This is a genomic window from Marivita sp. S0852 (genome assembly GCF_046591575.1).
Classification (GTDB): Bacteria; Pseudomonadota; Alphaproteobacteria; order Rhodobacterales; family Rhodobacteraceae; genus Marivita.
The window spans coordinates 382,420-398,354 of the sequence record NZ_JBIQWA010000001.1; the positions used below are offsets into that span (position 1 = coordinate 382,420).

The window sequence follows — 15,935 nt, forward strand, 5'->3', positions numbered from 1 at the left end:
GGCCTAGCCCTCGCCCTTGTCTGCCGGGCGTCCGGCAGAGCGGGCCAGCCGATCAAGCGCACGGCTGATGGTCGAAAGATCGGTGCGCAATTCCGCCATTGTTTCCTGACGTCCTGCCGCAATCTCTTCGAGGATACGCAACATCTGCACGTCAATCGACCGCAGCCGCATCCGGCTTTCGGCGTCAAGACCCTCGTTTTCGGACTTCTGATCCAACACTTCGATCAGGCGCTCTTGTCCTTCGGCGATACGTGCAAAAGCCGTTGCTGTGGGCGCGGTCGCCTCCATGCGTTCGGTCATCCGTTCAAGAGCATCGCCAAGCTGACCCAGGCGATTTTCAACTTCACTGCGCCCTTCTTCGGATCGGGCAAAAAGTGTTTGCATGATTTCCATTTGCTCGATCATCTGATCCAGCACAACACCGGTCGCGCCCATGTCGCCGGCACCATCGCTTTCGCCGCTTGAGAACCCAAGCTTGGTGATCGAGCTGAGCCATTCTTCCAGTTCCCGATAGAACCGGTTTTGCCCGTGACCTGCAAAGAGCTCTAGCAGACCGACAACCAAAGACCCCGCCAATCCAAGCAGCGACGACGCAAAGGCGACGCCCATTCCCGACAATTGGCTGTCCAACCCGGTCATCAGCCGTGCAAAAACCTCGGCCCCGCTTTCTCCGTCTTCCGGGGCAAGCCCGCGGATGGTGTCAACAAGGGCCGGGACGGTTGTTGCCAATCCATAAAAGGTGCCCAACAAACCAAGAAAGATCAGCAGATTGACGATATACCGCGTGATCTCGCGCGCCTCGTCTATGCGGGTGGCAACAGAATCCAGGATCGAGCGTGTGGACGCCGTATTGATCTGCATCCGCCGCCCCCGAGACCGCAACAGCGTCGCCAAAGGGGCCAGCAGCAAGGGCGCTTTGGTCTGAAAGCTGGCCTCTCGTTCGCGGGCGAATGCTTCGATCCAGCGCACAGACTGAATCAGCTGCCACACCTGCCAAAAACAGGCGACCACGCCGATGCCGAACACAAACAGGATAAACCCATTAAGATACGGGTTTGCCTCGAACACGGGGCGCACACGCGGCAGCGCCAGAAACCCGCCAACGCCGGTCAGCCCCAGAACAAGGAGCATCATCAAAACCTGACGCACAGGTTGAGAGAAATGTGGCTCGGCCTCGATGTCCGGCTGATCCATTCGGACAGTTCCTGACGCGGTTTTCTTATTCTTCCCCGCCAACACTAGGCGCTTCGCGGCCAATCGCCAACCCGTTAAGCAAGAAGCGTCCGCACACGGTTTTGTAACCACTCAAGCTCGGGATCTGGGATACCGACATCGGCCAGATGGGCGGCTGTGTTGAAAAGATACTCGCTATTGGGCCCACGCCCTCCGACCGCCCGTGAGATGATCTGTGCCTGTTCTTCCAGATCAAGAGATCCACAATATTGAACATGGTCCGGATCAATCACATAGGTCACGGCCGTGACCTCGCGACCGTCCGCAAACTTCAAAGGAAGCGTTTTTTCCAAATACGCCGACGACACCAGTTCGCGTTCGCGCAGATAGGCCATCGTGACGTCGTATTCCGCTTCGTTCATCTGCATGGCAAGCCCGTCACAGGCGCGACCGGGGTGTTCGTCCAGCGCCAGAACAAGACCGGGATCGTCTTCTGTGCCGCGATGGTGAATGGATCGCATACAAAAGCTGCGCGCATAGTTTTCAAGCCGTGCATGCGCAGTTTCCACCGGCGCAAAACCGGGGTTCCACAAAAGCGATCCGTATCCAAACACCCAAAGAGTCATGTTGCTGGTCCTGCTGACATACGCGCGATAAACACCAAACGCGCGACAGGCAAAAGGGGAAGGCCGGGTGAAACGTCTTTTAAGTGTGATTGTTGTAGCTGCGCTTGGCTATTCGGGCTGGTGGGTCTATGCGGCGCAGAGCCTTGAAACCAGCGTCGAGCGCTGGTTCACCGAACAACAACAGGCCGGTTGGCAGGCCAGTTACACCGATATCGCTGTGCGCGGGTTTCCGAACCGCACCGACCTCACGATCACAAACCCCAGCCTGACCTCTCCGGATGGGCGCTATGCGTGGAGCGCACCGTTCTTTCAAATCCTTGGATTGAGTTACAAAAAAGGCCATCAGATTGTGGCATGGCCAGACACGCAAACCCTGACAACTCCAAACGGAGACAACTTCATCAGTTCAGACGGATTGCGGGCAAGCATCGTGCATCAAGAGAGCATACTGATCCGCACCAATATCGAAGCCGCGACGCTTAATGTGGATGGCCCGGATCAGGCAGTGGCCTTTGCCGGTGTGAATGCGGCCTTGGAAAAGGTCGAACCTGCTGACGCCAGCTATCGCATCGCGATATCGGTGGACGGCATCGCCGTGTCAAATCCGCGTGTCTCGGGGGAAATGGCCCCCGATGCTTTGGCCTCTTTGCGCAGCGACATTCGCCTGGACCTGACCAAACCGCTGACATTGGACGGGCCATCTTCGGACAGTCCGCAACCCACATATTTTGCAACATCCCGCTCTGCGATCAATTATGGGGCCGTGACCTTTAAGGTCAACGCCGATGCCGACATCGACGCACGGGGCCGCGCGTCCGGGGAGGTATCGCTAGAGGCCGACAACTGGCGCGACGCCCTGAACGCAGCGCGCGATAGCGGGGATCTTCCGCCCGCATTGACAGAGGCCGTCATTGAGCTTTTGTCGATGTTGTCCGGCTTTGGCGGCGCACGCGACGCGCTGGACATCACCTTGGGCCTGACCGACGGCACGGTGTTCCTTGGGCCGCTCCCAATTGGTGAGCTTCCGGCGATCCGCATTCCCTGAGCCTTGCAAAGACACCCTGTCGCCACAACACTGCAACCAAAACGAGGTATTCCATGAGCGACAGGCTTTTCCACCGCATCGAAAACACACGCGATGATCTGATCACGCTGACCCAGGATCTGATCGCAATTCCAACGCTCAATCCGCCGGGGCAGCATTATGCAACCATCTGCGATTATCTGGATACCCGGCTAAGCCGGTCCGGCTTTGACACCACATGGGTGCGTGCCGAGGGCGCGCCGGGGGACAGCGAAACCCATCCCCGCTGGAACCTGATTGCCCGCCATGAGGGCCGGCACAGCGGTGCTTGCGTTCATTTCAATTCGCACACCGATGTTGTCGAAGTCGGCCACGGCTGGACCCATGACCCGTTCGGCGGCGCGGTCCATGATGACAAGATCTATGGGCGCGGCGCATGTGACATGAAAGGCGGCCTGGCAACATCGATTGTCGCCGCAGAAGCGTTCATCGCGGAACATCCGGAGTATTCAGGCGCGATCGAAATCAGTGGCACGGCGGATGAAGAATCCGGCGGCTATGGTGGCGTGGCCTATCTTGCCGAACAGGGCTGGTTCGACCCAAAGCGCGTGCAACACGTGATCATACCGGAACCGCTGAACAAAGATCGCATTTGTCTGGGGCATCGTGGCGGGTGGTGGGCCGAGATCGAAACCAAAGGGGAAATCGCGCATGGATCAATGCCCTTTCTGGGCGATTGCGCTGTGCGTCACATGGGGGCCGTTTTGGCCGCATTCGAAGAGCAACTGTTCCCGGCGATGGCCTCGCGCGTTACAGAAATGCCGGTTGTGCCGACCGGTGCGCGGCAATCGACGATGAACATCAACTCTGTGCATGGCGGTCAGCCGGAACAGGCAGCCGACTATACCGGCCTTCCCGCCCATTGCGTGCCGGACAGCTGCCGCATCGTGATTGATCGCCGCTTTCTGATGGAAGAACCAATCGAGGCCGTACGCCAAGAGATTATTGACCTGCTGGACGAGATCAAATCCCGACGCGCTCATTTTGAATACGAGATTCGCGAACTGAACCACGTGATCCCGTCCATGACCGACAAGGACGCACCAATTGTCAGCACCGTACATTCGGCCATCTGCGATGTGTTGGGCCGTGATCCGTCTTATGTCGCGTCACCCGGCAGCTACGATCAAAAGCACATTGATCGAATCGGCAAGCTTGGAAACTGCATTGCCTATGGCCCCGGCATTCTTGAGTTGGCGCATAAGCCGGATGAGTGGATCGGGATCAGCGACATGCTGGACAGCGCAAAGGTCATGGCACGCAGCTTGGAACGTTTGCTTTTGCCCTAGGCAAAAACCGGCTCGCGGATAGGCAGGAACGCTGAGGCATGTCGTGGCATTACGGTGCCGTTTCATGCCGATCTGGCCCTGAATCCGCGGTCGTGATCCGCCATTTCCATAGGACCACGTGCAGCATCTGCTTGATCACAGCATGATTTGACGTGACACTCCGCAAAACATCTGGGCCAAGCCCATCAACCGGAGGGACCTATGACCGCCCGTTTTATCAGCTCTGTCGCAGGTGCAGTCCTGCTGTGTAGCCCAGCGATTGCACAGCAAACTGACCTGACCATTGCCCTGCAACTCGAACCGCCACATCTTGATCCGACAAGTGCAGCGGCCGGTGCGATTGACAGTGTGCTCTACGCAAACGTCTTTGAGGGCCTGACGCGCTTTATGGCGGATGGATCGGTTGTCGAAGGTCTCGCCGAAAGCTGGGAGATCAGCAGCGACGGGATGACCTATACGTTCCGCCTGCGTGAAGGTGTGACGTTCCATGACGGGACAAGCTTTGACGCCGATGACGTCAAGTTCTCCTTGGATCGGGCGCGGGCAGAAGACAGCGCCAACGCCCAAAAAGCCCTGTTCGACGGAATAGAAGAGGTCACCGTTATCGATCCGCGCACGGTGTCGGTGAAGCTGGCCGCCCCCAATGGCAATTTCCTGTTCAACATGGCATGGGGGGATGCGGTGATCGTGGCCCCAGAAAGCGTGGCTGACATCAAACAAATGCCGATCGGCACCGGAGCATTCAAGTTCGAGCAATGGGTCCAGGGAGACCGGATCGAACTCAGCCGAAATGCCGACTACTGGGGTGAGGCACCCGCGCTTGAATCGGCCACATTCAAATTCATCTCCGATCCGACAGCGGCCTTCGCCGCGATGATGGCGCAGGATATCGATGCATTCGCCGGCTTTCCCGCCCCCGAAAATCTGCCGCAGTTCGAAGCAGACCCGCGCTTTCAGGTTTTGGTGGGCTCGACCGAAGGCGAAACCATCCTTGGCATGAACAACAAGTTACCGCCCCTCGACGACATCCGTGTGCGTCAGGCCATCACACATGCCATTGACCGCCAAAGCCTCATCGACGGCGCGATGTTCGGACTGGGCACGCCCATCGGAACGCATTTTGCGCCGCACAATCCCGACTATGTCGATTTGACAGATCAATCAAATTACGACCCCGAGAAAGCCAAAGCGTTATTGGCCGAAGCTGGATTCGCCAATGGCTTTACGACAACGCTCAAATTGCCGCCGCCGTCTTATGCACGTCGCGGTGGCGAAATCATCGCCGCACAGCTGCGCGAAGTGGGAATCCAGACGGAAATCACCAATCTGGAATGGGCACAATGGCTTGAGGAAGTGTTCCGCGGCAAGGATTTCGGCTTGACCATCGTCAGTCACACCGAACCTTTCGACATCGGGATTTATGCCCGTCCCGACTATTATTTCCAATACGACAACCCGGATTTTCAGGCCTTGATGGAAACCCTCAGCGTGACCAGCGACCCGAGCACACGATCCGAGATGCTGGCGCAGGCGCAAAAGACCATCTCGGACGATTATGTGAACGGGTTCTTGTTTCAACTGGCCTTTCCAACAGTCGCCGATGCGCGCATTTCAGGGCTTTGGAAAAATGCACCGACGCAGGCCACGGATTTGACCGGGGTGTCTTGGGAAAACTGACCTGGCGGGACCGATATAAAAAGTAACGGCAGGAGGTGTCAGAGGTCTCCTGCGGTTTTGCGGACACGGAGCTTATCTGCGATCAAACACGCGCTTTATGTCTCTGCCCCGGTCTTTTTACAGTGCGCGAACCATTTTTTAGTACCCGGGTGCAAGAAACTTCGTACGAAGTTTCTTTGGCCGACGATAGAAAAAACTGGGGCGGACTGGATAACGCGCTGGGTGTTGAGCCGTCAGACCAGATTGCATTCGCCATAAGTCCAATTTAGCGTCATCCTTATGGCCATTCCTGTCGAAACGTTTTTTTTGAAACCGGACACCAAAGGAACGTTGCAAGCGCGTATCCAGCAAATGGTGGCCGAAGGTATCCTGTCAGGACGCTTCCGGCGCAAAGAAAAACTGCCCTCAAGCCGAAAACTGGCCCAGCATCTTGGCGTCAGCCGCATCACTGTAACGCTTGCCTACACCGAACTTCTGGCGAATGATTTTCTAACATCGAAAGGTCGGTCCGGCTATTTTGTGTCCGACAACGCCCCGGAACCCCCGGATTTCCAAAATCAGATCGAAAAGCGTGACGCGGTTGACTGGGGTGCCGCCCTGGCCCGCCGGTTTACCGGCGGTGTCACGCTTGAACGGCCACGGGACTGGCAAAACTACAGATACCCCTTTCTTTACGGGCAAACAGACCCTCACCTGTTTGACCACGCGAATTGGCGGCTGTGTGCGTTACAGGCGCTTGGCGCACGTGATTTTTCCGCCATGACGCAAGATTATTACGATCAGGATGATCCCCAACTGGTCGAATTCATCCTGCGGCACATTTTGCCCCGTCGGGGTATCACCGCGACAGCAGATGAGGTTCTGATCACACTTGGTGCGCAAAATGCCCTCTGGATGACAAAGCAGGCGCTTTTGACCGCTGGAAAACTGGCTGTGATCGAAGACCCCTGCTATCCGGCGTTGCGCGAAATTCTGCTGCGCGCGAAATGTGACACCCTGGCAGTGCCTGTTGATACCGATGGCCTGCCACCACACCTGATCCCCGATGCAACCAACGTCATCTTTACCACCCCCAGTCACCAGTGCCCGACATCCCATACAATGCCTTTGGCCCGAAGGCAGGATTTGCTTGCGCGTGCGAAGGATCTGAATGCACTCATTGTCGAGGATGATTACGAGTTTGAAATGGCCTATCTGAAATCGCCGATGCCCGCATTGAAAAGCCTCGATGCAGACGGGCGCGTGATTTATGTCGGCAGTTTTTCCAAATCGCTGTTCCCCGGTCTGCGCCTTGGGTATCTGGTGGGATCTGCCCCCTTTATCGAAGAGGTCCGCGCCTTGCGCGCCTCAATGCTACGCCACCCTCCGGGCCATGCACAGCGCACCACCGCCTATTTTCTGAGCCTCGGGCATTACGACAGCCTGATCCGCCGTACCGGCAAAGCGCTCGCGGATCGGCGCGCCATTATGGAACATGCCATCACCAAACACGGCCTGACGATCGCAGGCAAAGGCACCAATGGCGGATCGTCTTTTTGGATGCGCGCGCCGGATCATATCGACAGCGAAGTGTTGGCCGAACGCCTGCGCGACGCGAGCGTTCTGATCGAACCTGGCACAGCCTTTTTCGCAAAAGAGACCGCACCACGGCATTTCTACCGGCTTGCCTACAGTTCGATCCCACAAGCGCGCATTGATCCCGGTGTTGCTGAAATCGCCCGGGCCATTCAGGCAGTATCGTCTACATAGACGCCGCCACCCGAAACCCCTCGGGGATCGTGTCGGCCCCGTCCAACACCAGATCCGCCATCACATGCGCCACTTTCGGGGCCATGCCAAAGCCGATCTTAAAGCCTCCATTGGCGATAAAATGACCCGGGCGGCCGGGCCAGGGGCCCAGCATCGGCGCGCGCGATCTAGCACGCGGCCGCACCCCTGCCCACCGATCCACAACAGGCGCGTCCTTTAGCACCGGAAGAGCAGCAATCGCCCGAGAAATCAGCGCCTCGCACTGCGCATCAATCCCGGACGGATTGTCAAAATCACGTTCGCTGGTCGATCCAACCGCAACCGTTCCATTCGCATGTGGCACGATATGTAACCCGTCCACGAAAACCTGCGGGGCCTCTGTCGCGGCGAACGCAAAGGCAGCGGACTGGCCCTTGACGCCGCCCCCAACGGATGTGCCCATTTTCTCGGAAAGCTCTTGCAAGCCGCGCCAGCCTGTTGCCCAGATCACCGGGCCAACATGGGGCGCTTGAGCGACCACCTCGACACCCTGTGCCGATAACGCGGCCACAAGCGCCGCGCAGGCGTGTCTTGGATGCATACGTGCCGTCAGCGTGTCCCGTATCAGAAAGCCAGACAGTGTTTTCGGGGCAAAGGCCCCACCCTCCGCAGCAGGAATCACGTCCCAGACGGCGCGGCCCTGCCAGAGCGCGTGCGCCCCGTCTGTCCGGTCACGCGCCAGAGCCAGACCCCGATCATCCGTGATAGGTTGCAAGCGCCCTGTGCGGGCATATCCCGCATCTTTTCCACCGGCGGCGCGAACTTCTGTCCAGAAACGCTCGGCCATCAACAGGCTGTCCAGCTGAAACGCCTTTTTCTCGTTCCAGTTTTCGGGCACATGCGGGGCAAGCGCCCCCACAAGACCGCCGCTTGAGCCTGACCCGGCCCCAAAAGGATCAATCACCTGAACCCGCGCGCCGCGTTGCGTCAGAACCCACGCGATACTGAGCCCGAAAATCCCGGCCCCGCAAACAGTGATTTGTGGCATTGCCAATTCCCGGCCTCCTCGCCAATGTCGCCCTGTCGCTAAGGTAAGTCAGCATGAAACACCAGCCAGAACCCCTCGACTGGCGAGACGGGGACGTGCCCGTCTCGCAAAGGTTTGATGATCCGTATTTCTCGCTGGATGATGGTCTGGCAGAAACGCGTTATGTGTTTCTGCAAGGCAACGATCTGCCCGCGCGCTTTTGCGACGGATTCCATGTGGCAGAGCTTGGCTTTGGCACTGGATTGAACCTGTTGGCGACGCTCAAACTCTGGCGCGACACACATCAGGGCGGGGTGTTGCGCTTTACAAGTTTTGAAGCCTTCCCAATGTCAGCACGCGACATGATCCGCGCGCAACAGGCCTTTGCAGAACTGGCCCCCCTTGCCAAAGAGCTGGAGCCGTTCTGGGAAAACCAGGCGCGCCGGATTTCGCTTCCGGATCTGGACTTCACCCTGATCGAAGGCGATGCCCGCACCACAATGACCACGCTGTCGCAGGATGTGGACGCGTGGTTTCTGGATGGCTTTGCGCCCGCCAAAAACCCCGAACTTTGGGAACCCGACTTGCTGTCCCGGATCGGCGATCGCACCGCACCAGGCGGCACCGCTGCGACCTATACTGCGGCAGGTCACGTCAGACGCGCACTGGACCAGGCAGGGTTCACCACAAGGCGCATCCCCGGTTTTGGCCGCAAACGACATATGACAGTCGCACAGAAAGCACAGAGATGAGCGACACCAACAACAGACTTGGGATCTGGCTGATGGTGGCCACGACCATGGTTTTTGCCTTGCAGGACGGATTATCCCAACACCTTGCCGGGCAATATAATGTCCTGATGGTGGTGATGATCCGGTACTGGTTCTTTGCTGCGTTTGTGATGTTTGTCGCAAGCCGCCGGGCCGGTGGCTTGCGCGCCGCAGCGCAGACCACGCAACCTTTGCTTCAGGGTTTTCGTGGCCTTTTGCTAGCCACGGAAATTTGTGTGATGGTTCTGGCATTCACCTATCTGGGACTGGTGGAAAGCCATGCGGTCTTTGCCTGTTATCCGCTTTTGATTGCAGCATTGTCCGGACCCATTCTGGGAGAGCAGGTCGGATGGCGGCGCTGGAGTGCGATCGGGGTTGGCTTCATTGGAATTCTGATCATCCTGAAACCGGGTTTCGGCGTGTTTTCCCCTTTGGCCATCATTCCCGCGCTGGCTGCACTGATGTTCGCGCTCTATGGTCTTCTGACCCGATATGCCGCGCGCAAGGACAGGGCCGCGACCAGCTTTTTCTGGACAGGCATTGTGGGGGCCGTCTTTATGACCTTGATCGGCATATGGTTCTGGGAACCGATGTCGGGCCCCGATTGGGCCCTGATGAGCCTGCTTTGCGTGACCGGTGCCACCGGGCATTACTTGCTGATCAAATGCTATGACGTCGCCGAAGCCAGCGCGGTTCAGCCCTTTGCCTACCTGCAGCTTCCCTTTGCGGCCAGTTTGGGCATTGTGGCCTTTGGAGAAACCATGGACCCCAATGTCGCCTTTGGCGCGACCCTGATCGTCAGCGCGGGACTGTTCACCTTATGGCGTCAGCGGCAAAAGGGTTGAGCCGGTCAGCTCTTGGGAAAACGGCACCGGGTGCGGGTCTTTGCCCAAACGCGCGCGATAGATCGGCAGGCTTTCGGTGACCCGCATCACATAGTTCCGGGTTTCGGTGAACGGGATGTGTTCGATCCAGTCGATCACATCCATGTCGCCCTGACGGGGATCTCCCCTGTCCCGCATCCAGCGCAGCGGGCGACTGGGTCCGGCGTTATAGGCGGCCGCGATCATCACCGCGTTGCCATTAAACTGGCCTGCCAACCGTTCCAGATAGGTGCTGCCAAGCACAGCGTTATAGGTTGGATCGGTTAGCAGTTTCGCGTCTGAATACTCGACATCCAGCCAACCGGACACTTCGCGGCCTGTTGCGGGCATCACCTGCATCAAGCCAAGCGCCCCGACCGGAGACACAACACCCGGATCAAACTCTGACTCGCGCCGCGCGATGGCCAACACCAGTTCGGTGGGAACCGGGTGCTCCGCCTGCGCCAAAGGATGCAGCGCATAATAGGGCGCGTGAACCTCATATCCGGCCTGAGCTGCGCGTTTTCCAAGCATCACCTGAACATGCGGCAAGTCCAGATCGTTCAGCATCTGCCCCATCTGACCAATTTGCTGCCGGTCCAGGCTTTCCGCCAGATGCGTCAGGAATCGTTCTGCCAAAGCGGGATGCCCGGCATCCAGCAAAAGGATGGCGGCTTTGAACACGGTGGATTGTGTAAACGCCGCATCGCGCCACTCCGGAAACGACTCGGTTCCGCCCAGCCTTGGATCAGGGGCGATGCCGCCGCGCTCTGCTGCAAGCAGACCGTAGAACGATGTCTGATACCCGGCCCCAAACGCATAGGCATCTGCCGCCTCGGCATCATTGCCCAACGCCTCATGCGCGCGACCCAGCCAATAACCGGCCCGCCCCAAAGAGATCGGCGTTTCAACAGCCTCGCGGAAGGCCTCAAAATGCCCGACAGCCGCCGCGGGTTCGTTCAGAAACCGAAGCGACAGATAGCCCGACAACCATTCCAGATCCGCAAAACGCGACCCGCCACTCAGGTGGTGGTTTGCGGCAAGCCGATAGGCCGTCACATGGTCTTCGGCGCGCATCAATTGACGCACGAGATTTCTGCGATGCCCTGACCAGGCTTCGGGCCGCCCCAGACTGTCTTTCGACGATGACCGCGTCTGAAGCAGCTCGACCGCGTCCGCAGTGCGGCCTTTTCTGACCCGCCAGGCAAACCGCTCGAAGGCCAGTCCGGGATCTGCTTTCAATGCCGCAGGAACAGCGTCTATTAATGCGTCAACACCTGCCCTGTCAGCCCGCAATCCCATCCGCGCATCAGCAAGGGCATCCCATTGGTCATCGACCAAAGGCAACATCGCACGGGCATTGATCGCCCATCCCCGCCACAACATCGTATCAAGTCGCTGCGTATGCAGAGGCGCAAGAACATCCTTATAGGACGCCAGAAATGCCGCATGTTCCTGGGGGGTCAGGCGCAGGGTCAGCCAAGCCTCGGCAATCACGTCATGTGCCCGGTCCCGATCCTCTGCCGCCAGATGCGCCCGTGCCAGCGACAGCGCGCCCGCCCCGGTTTGCGGCGTGTGATCGGCATAAAACTGTCTGATCGCGTCCGCCGATGCCGACGTCATCGCGGCCTCGCTCTTTTCTTTCAGGAACGGCAGGCCCGGCCAATCCGGGTTGCGCGCAAGAAAATCCCGAACCTCGCGCACAGAGCCCTGTCCCGCCCGCAGGTAATGCCACAGGATAACGTCCAATCCCGCCTGACCATCGCCGCGCGCTTCGATCTGGGCGGCGGCCCAATTGCCCTCGCGCATCAAATCCATCGCGCGGTCCAGGGCCCTGTCTGCATTTTGCGCAGACAGCAGCGCGGGCAGAAGCATCAGAAGCGCCGCCAGGATCGTTTTGAGCCGAAACATGACTTGCATTTTCTCCACTGAGACAGGATAGACGGCTCGCTAAGGATAACCCGGCTTGCGCAGCCTTCAACTCACTTTCGCGGGACGGGTGCAATGGCGATGCCGCCAAAACGTGAAAAAGGAGCGTGACAATGTTCAAAGGGTCAATGCCTGCACTGATCACACCGTTCAAGAACGGTTCAGTGGATTTTGACGCGCTCAAACGGTTGGTGGACTGGCATGTCGATCAGGGCAGCCATGGGCTTGTGCCCGTCGGCACCACCGGCGAAAGCCCGACATTGAGCCATGAAGAACACGAACAGGTCGTCACTTGCGTGGTAGACGCCGCTGCGGGCCGTATTCCGGTTATCGCGGGGGCGGGGTCGAACAATACCGCGGAATCGATCCGCTTTCTTCAGCATGGCGAAAAAGCCGGTGCGCAGGCGGGTCTGGTTGTAACACCCTATTACAACAAGCCAACGCAGGATGGCCTGATCAAGCATTTCACGATGCTGCATGACGCCTGCACCTTGCCGATTGTGATCTACAATATCCCCGGACGGTCTGTCGTCGACATGTTGCCCGCAACGATGGCAAAACTTGCCAAGTTGCCCCGGATCGTCGGTGTCAAAGACGCCACGGGCGATCTGGCCCGCGTTTGCGCGCAGCGGATGACATGTGGGCCTGATTTCATCCAATTGTCCGGCGAGGACGCCACCGCACATGGGTTCAACGCCCATGGGGGTGTCGGCATGATTTCCGTCACCGCCAATGTGGCCCCGGCGCTGTGCGCACAAATGCAGAACGCCACTCTCGCCGGAGATTTTGGAGAGGCTTTGGCCCTGCAGGATCGTCTGATGCCGTTGCATCAGGCCATTTTCATTGAGCCCGGTTTGTGTGGTGTCAAATATGCCATGAGCCGACTGGATCTGTGCGCAGAAGAAATGCGGCCACCGCTGTTTCCTGTCTCGCAGCCGACCCGCGATCTGATCGATCACGGTTTGCGCCACGCCGGTTTGCTGAACTGACAGACACCCGGTCGCTGCAGTCAGAAACACAAAAGGCCGCACTCAACGGTGCGGCCTTTTATGTTTATTTCAGACTCTTACTGGCTGGGAGAGTCCACGCCATCCGGCTGTCCAACAACCACAAAATGCAATGCTTCTGGCTGTAGAACACGGGCCGCGGCGCGTTCGATATCCTCAAGCGTGATGGCCGCGACCTTGTCATTGCGGGTGTTCACATAGTCGACCGGCAATTCGTCCATCTGCATCCCCACAAGAATATTCGCGATGCGACCATTGCCGTCAAACCGCAACGGATAGGCCCCGGTCAGGTAGGTCTTTGCGCTTTCCAGCTCTTCGGCGGTGACCCCGTTTTCCGCCATTTTGCGCCATTCATCGCGGATCACATCCATCGCTTCTGCGATCCGGTCATTCGCGCTCGACACCCGGCCCAGATAGAGTGCCGCGTGATCTTTGGGCACCAGATAGCTGTAGACACCATAGGTCAGACCACGCTTTTCGCGCACCTCTTCCATCAACCGGGCCTCGAACCCGCCGCCGCCCAGAATTTCATTGAGGACAAACGCAGCAAAGAAATCGGGATCGTCCCGCGCCAGACCTTCGTGTCCGAAAATTGCCACCGATTGCGGAACGTCAAAGGGAATTACGGTTACCCCTGCATCGGTCTGAACCTCGACGTTAGGCGCTTGCGGCAGCCCGGTCTCTGGCAAATCGCCCAACAGATCATCAAGCATTGCTGCCAGCTCTTCGGGTGACACGGCCCCTGCAGCCCCCACATAGACCCGATCACGCGCCAATGCGCCCTCGTAAGCTGCCATCAAATCATCGCGTGTCAGCGCGGTGACGCTGTCTTCGGTGCCTTCGATGGGTGATCCATAGGGGTGGTCGCCGAACACCATGGCATCGAAGGCCTGCCCGACCAGAAAGTCAGGGTCTTGCTGATCGGACCGCACCATCGACACAACCTGCGCTCTCACACGATCAATCGCGTCCTGATCGAAACGGGGCTGCGTCAATGCCGCCCGCAAAAGCGCCAAGGCTTCATCCTTGTTCTCGGTCAGAAACTGCGCCGAGATCGACACAGCATCATCGCCAACATCAAAGCTGAAGCTCGCGGCCAGCGACTCGGCTTTTTCGGCAAAGGCGCGGGCGTCCATATCGGCGGCCCCTTCTTCAAGCAGGCCAACCATCAGATTGGTCGCCCCCCGCTTGCCCGGTAGATCAAGAGACGCGCCCCCCTTGAAGCGCAATTCAAGCGCCACAAACGGGATCGAGTGCTCTTCTACAAGCCATGCGTTGATGCCGCCGGGGGTTTCGACTTCGGCGATCTCGATCTCGGCGTGTAGCGGTGCCGCAAGAATGACAGCCGCAACAAGCGGGGCCACAAACCGTGTCATAAACGTCATTGCGTCACCTCCTCGGCGCTGCGCAGAAAGCCGGTAACGGCATTGTCGCGGTTGAACACATCATTGGCAGCGGCCATGATGTCGTCCGGCGTGATGGATTGTAAAATATCCGGCCAGGCATGCACGTCTTCAACCGTCAGACCCGAGGTCAAGGCCGCCCCGTAGCGGCGGGCAAGCGCGTTTGAGCTGTCGAGGGCATAGACCTGCGACGCGCGCAGCTGAAACTTGATGCGCTCCAGCTGGTCGGGGTCAACGCCCTCTTCCAGAAACTCTGCGATGACACGGTCCATGTCCGCTTCGGCCTCTTCCAGCGACACCCCGTCTGCCGGGACGTTGATCACGCCAAAGGTTGTGTCGTCCAATTGCAGCCCACTGTAAAACGCGGCCGCGTAAACAGAGGTCTGGTCTTCGAATTGCAGTGTCTGCGGCAAGACAGAGGTCTGCGATCCTCCCAGCAGTTCGGCCAGCAGGGTCAGCGCGGCCGCCTTGTGCTGATCACCGGGATCACGCTCGGGCGCGAGATAGGTGCGCATCACATAGGGCTGCGCGACGCGCGGATCGCTGAACGTGATCCGCCGCTCTGCCATTTGTGGTGGCTCTGACGGGCGCACACGCTCTGGCAGGTCATCATTGCGCGGTATCGGACCGTAATGTTCCTGCGCAAGTGCAAGCACCTCGTCGGGCAGCACGTCTCCAGCAACCACCAACACGGCATTGTTCGGCGAATAGAACTGATCGTAAAAGGCCAGCGCCGCATCCAGATCGAGGGTCACCATTTCATGCCGCCAACCGATGATCGGGCGGCCATAGGCGTGGTTCAGATATTGCGCCGCCATACGCTGTTCGCGAAACAGCGCTCCGGGGTCGTTCTCAACCCGCTGATTGCGCTCCTCAATGATCACGTCTCGCTCTGTCAGGATATCTTCGCCATCAAGCTGAATGTTCTTCATCCTGTCGGCTTCCATTTCCATCATCAGGCCAAGCCGGTCGGCGGCCACGCGTTGGAAATAGGCGGTGTAATCGAAGCTGGTGAACGCGTTGTCGGTGCCACCATTGGCTTTGACAATTTCACTGAATTCGCCAGGGGCCAGCTTTTCCGTGCCTTTGAACAGCAAATGTTCCAGAAAATGCGCAACACCGGACACCCCCGGTTTTTCGTCCGCAGATCCGGCACGATACCAAAGCATATGCACAACGGCCGGCGCGCGGTGATCCTCGATCACGACAATGTCCATGCCATTTTCAAGCTGAAAGGTGGAGACCTGGTCTTCGATGGATTGGGCGCGCAAAGGTGCGGCAGCAAGAAGGCATGCCCCAGTGAGGGCGATCAGTCGACGCATCGGCAAATTCTCCTTGGTTTCGCATGTAAGGTACGAT

General features: G+C 58.5%; 13 protein-coding genes. 7 read left to right on the forward strand and 6 right to left on the reverse strand.

The window, feature by feature from the left end:
- Positions 1–3: 3 nt before the first annotated feature.
- Together ACG74X_RS01955 and ACG74X_RS01960 are read right to left on the reverse strand one after the other, a co-directional pair.
- Complete coding sequence (locus ACG74X_RS01955; RefSeq protein WP_411232351.1) at positions 4–1,194, reverse strand: biopolymer transporter ExbB; 1,191 nt, start codon at positions 1,192–1,194, stop codon at positions 4–6.
- A 74-nt stretch (positions 1,195–1,268) separates the two neighbouring features.
- Positions 1,269–1,799: a gamma-glutamylcyclotransferase gene (locus ACG74X_RS01960; protein ID WP_411232353.1), complete on the reverse strand. Its 531-nt coding sequence runs from the start codon at positions 1,797–1,799 to the stop codon at positions 1,269–1,271.
- Between the two features lie 67 nt (positions 1,800–1,866).
- Here ACG74X_RS01960 and ACG74X_RS01965 point away from each other — a divergent pair, with 67 nt between their 5' ends.
- From ACG74X_RS01965 to ACG74X_RS01980, 4 genes are all read left to right on the forward strand, one after another.
- Complete coding sequence (locus ACG74X_RS01965) at positions 1,867–2,844, forward strand: DUF2125 domain-containing protein (RefSeq protein ID WP_411232354.1); 978 nt, start codon at positions 1,867–1,869, stop codon at positions 2,842–2,844.
- Positions 2,845–2,897: 53 nt separating this feature from the next.
- Positions 2,898–4,172: an acetylornithine deacetylase/succinyl-diaminopimelate desuccinylase family protein gene (locus ACG74X_RS01970; protein WP_411232356.1), complete on the forward strand. Its 1,275-nt coding sequence runs from the start codon at positions 2,898–2,900 to the stop codon at positions 4,170–4,172.
- A 201-nt stretch (positions 4,173–4,373) separates the two neighbouring features.
- A complete protein-coding gene (locus ACG74X_RS01975) occupies positions 4,374–5,849 on the forward strand; it encodes an ABC transporter substrate-binding protein (RefSeq protein WP_411232358.1) in 1,476 nt (491 codons plus the stop codon).
- 279 nt (positions 5,850–6,128) lie between these two features.
- Positions 6,129–7,598, forward strand: a complete 1,470-nt coding sequence (locus ACG74X_RS01980; protein ID WP_411232359.1) for a PLP-dependent aminotransferase family protein — start codon at positions 6,129–6,131, stop codon at positions 7,596–7,598.
- On the opposite strand, the gene ACG74X_RS01985 is transcribed toward ACG74X_RS01980, so the two are convergent.
- A complete protein-coding gene (locus ACG74X_RS01985) occupies positions 7,591–8,631 on the reverse strand; it encodes an NAD(P)/FAD-dependent oxidoreductase (RefSeq protein WP_411232360.1) in 1,041 nt (346 codons plus the stop codon). The genes ACG74X_RS01980 and ACG74X_RS01985 overlap by 8 nt on opposite strands.
- A 47-nt stretch (positions 8,632–8,678) precedes the next feature.
- Between ACG74X_RS01985 and mnmD the strand changes: the two genes are divergently transcribed.
- A complete protein-coding gene (gene mnmD / locus ACG74X_RS01990; RefSeq protein ID WP_411232362.1) occupies positions 8,679–9,356 on the forward strand; it encodes a tRNA (5-methylaminomethyl-2-thiouridine)(34)-methyltransferase MnmD in 678 nt (225 codons plus the stop codon).
- The gene (locus ACG74X_RS01995; protein ID WP_411232363.1) at positions 9,353–10,219 is read left to right on the forward strand and encodes a DMT family transporter; all 867 of its coding nucleotides are present in this window, start codon (positions 9,353–9,355) and stop codon (positions 10,217–10,219) included. The genes mnmD and ACG74X_RS01995 overlap by 4 nt, the downstream gene beginning before the upstream one ends.
- On the opposite strand, the gene ACG74X_RS02000 is transcribed toward ACG74X_RS01995, so the two are convergent.
- Complete coding sequence (locus ACG74X_RS02000) at positions 10,193–12,148, reverse strand: lytic transglycosylase domain-containing protein (RefSeq protein WP_411232364.1); 1,956 nt, start codon at positions 12,146–12,148, stop codon at positions 10,193–10,195. The genes ACG74X_RS01995 and ACG74X_RS02000 overlap by 27 nt on opposite strands.
- A gap of 131 nt (positions 12,149–12,279) precedes the next feature.
- Here ACG74X_RS02000 and dapA point away from each other — a divergent pair, with 131 nt between their 5' ends.
- The gene (gene dapA / locus ACG74X_RS02005) at positions 12,280–13,155 is read left to right on the forward strand and encodes a 4-hydroxy-tetrahydrodipicolinate synthase (protein ID WP_411232365.1); all 876 of its coding nucleotides are present in this window, start codon (positions 12,280–12,282) and stop codon (positions 13,153–13,155) included.
- 77 nt (positions 13,156–13,232) lie between these two features.
- On the opposite strand, the gene ACG74X_RS02010 is transcribed toward dapA, so the two are convergent.
- Positions 13,233–14,549: a M16 family metallopeptidase gene (locus ACG74X_RS02010; RefSeq protein WP_411232873.1), complete on the reverse strand. Its 1,317-nt coding sequence runs from the start codon at positions 14,547–14,549 to the stop codon at positions 13,233–13,235.
- Between the two features lie 5 nt (positions 14,550–14,554).
- Positions 14,555–15,898, reverse strand: a complete 1,344-nt coding sequence (locus ACG74X_RS02015) for a M16 family metallopeptidase (RefSeq protein ID WP_411232367.1) — start codon at positions 15,896–15,898, stop codon at positions 14,555–14,557.
- Positions 15,899–15,935: the final 37 nt, after the last annotated feature.